The 2,003-nt window shown below is 76.4% G+C and carries 3 protein-coding genes; 2 read left to right on the top strand and 1 reads right to left on the bottom strand.

The window, feature by feature from the left end:
• Nucleotides 1-466: shikimate kinase (locus Q0112_RS00050; RefSeq protein WP_297970017.1), on the bottom strand; the 466-nt coding region annotated here is incomplete at its 3' end.
• A gap of 133 nt (nucleotides 467-599) precedes the next feature.
• Between Q0112_RS00050 and Q0112_RS00045 the strand changes: the two genes are divergently transcribed.
• The gene (locus Q0112_RS00045) at nucleotides 600-728 is read left to right on the top strand and encodes a hypothetical protein (RefSeq protein ID WP_297970016.1); all 129 of its coding nucleotides are present in this window, start codon (nucleotides 600-602) and stop codon (nucleotides 726-728) included.
• The coding region (locus tag Q0112_RS00040) for a hypothetical protein (protein WP_297970015.1) at nucleotides 725-2,003 on the top strand (1,279 nt) is incomplete at its 3' end. The genes Q0112_RS00045 and Q0112_RS00040, both read left to right, overlap by 4 nt.

Below are 2,003 nucleotides of genomic sequence, written 5' to 3'. Positions count from 1 at the left end.
AGCGGCGGCGGTCGAGGTCGGCGAGGACCGCGCGCGGGTCGGGCGCGGCGAGGAGCGGCCGCCCGGGCCGGTCGCGCACCCGGTCCCAGAGCAGGTCGAGGTCGGCGCGGAGCCAGACCGAGGTGGCCTGCGCGCGGATCTCCGCGCGGGTACGCGGCTCGATGAAGGCGCCGCCGCCGGTGGCGAGCACGCGCGGGCTGTCGGAGAGCAGCCGCGCGATCACCCGCCGCTCGCCGTCGCGGAAGGCGGGTTCGCCGAGACTGGCGAAGATCTCCGGGATGCTCATGCCGGCGGCGGCGACGATCTCGGCGTCGGAATCGGTGAAAGGCACGCCGAGGAGCGCGGCGAGGCGCTTGCCGACGCTGGTCTTGCCGGCGCCCATCAGCCCGACGAGGACGAGGGTGCGGTTGAGGTGCGCGGGGGCGGCGACGGGGTGCGGGGGCGGTGGCTGCGGGATCTCGATCATGCCAATTGCCGTGTGACCCCGCCCTGGGCTAAGCTCGCGGCGAGGCGATCGCGGCGGCCCGCCCCAGTGCCGGCCACCGTGATTGAACAGTTCACGATGCGGCGTCAAGCCGGCACGGACAGAGCAGGACGGTATGCGGCTGGTCTTCAGGGTTGTTCTCTATCTCGTCCTCGTCGCCGTGATCGGCCTCGTGGCGCTCGCGGTCTTCTCCGATCTCCCGGCGCCGCAGCGCGAGGTGACGCTGCCGGTCGAGGCGAAGTGACCGCGCGGGTGGCGCGCCTCGCGGGCCTCGCGGCCGCGCTGGCCGCCGCCCTCCCGCTGGCCGCCCTCCCGGTTCCGGGCACAGCCGCCGAGCCGAGGAGCGCGATCCCCTGGCTCTCGCAGAGCATCGAGCTCGAGGGCACGCCGCCGCCGCCCTCCCGGCCGAAGATCGGCAGCCCGCCGGGGGGCGACACGATCACCGTGACCCCACTCGGCGACATCAGCCGCGACGCGGTGGGGCTGCTGCCGCCGGAACGCACCGGCTTCGCGCGGGACTTCTGGGGCGACGCGACGGCGCGGGAGGTGCGCGACCTCGTCCTCGATCATCCCGACCGCGGGGTGCCGGAGGCGCGGGCGCTCTTCCACCGGCTGCTCCTCGCCGAGGCGGATCCGCCGCGGGACGGCGGGTCGGGGGAATCGGTGCTGGTGGCGCGGGTCGACCGGCTGCTCGAGATGGGCGCGCTCGAGGAGGCGCTGGCACTGATCGAACGCGCCGGGCCGGAGACGCCGGAGCTCTTCCGGCGCTGGTTCGACGCCGCGCTGCTGCTCGACCGGGCGGCCGAGCCCTGCGCGGCGCTGCGGGAGAACCCGGCCCTCTCCCCCACCCTGCCGGCGCGGGTCTTCTGCCTCGCCCGCGGCGGCGACTGGAACGCGGCCGAGATCACGCTGACCCTCGGCGAGCAGGTGGGCTCGATCCCCGGGCCGGAGCAGGCGCTGCTGGCCCGCTTCCTCGACCCCGAGCTCTTCGAATCGGAGGCGCCGCCGCCGATCCCCGAGCCGCTGACGCCGCTCGACTTCCTGATGCGCGAGGCGGTCGGCCTGTCGCGCCCGCCCGGGCAGCTGCCGCTCGCCTTCCTGCATCCCGATCTCGACCCGCACGCGCCGATGCGGATGCGGATCGATGCCGGCGAGCGGCTGGTGCTGTCCGGGGCGCTCGCGCCGGCGCCGCTCTTCGCCGCCTACCGCGCGGGGACGCCGGCGGCCTCGGGCGGGGTGTGGGACCGGGCGGCGGCGGTGCAGGCGCTCGACGCCGCCCTCGCGGCGGACGATCCCGGTGCGCGCGCGGCCGCGCTCCGCACCGCCGACGAGGCGCTCTCGGCGCGCGGCCTGCGGGTGGCCTTCGCGCGCGAGTACATCGGGCCGCTCTCCCGCCTCGACCCCGCGACGCTGCCGGCCGAGGCCCGGCTGCGTCTCGGCGAGCTGCTCCTGCTCGCCGGCGCGGTCGGCCTGCTTCTGCCGCTCCAGGTAGCGGTTCAGCGCCACGATGGCGTAGCGC

This window comes from uncultured Amaricoccus sp., from assembly GCF_937858865.1.
Taxonomy (GTDB): Bacteria; Pseudomonadota; Alphaproteobacteria; order Rhodobacterales; family Rhodobacteraceae; genus Amaricoccus.
Note: the sequence above shows the minus strand (reverse complement) of the source record. Positions and strands in the feature narration are given on the sequence as shown.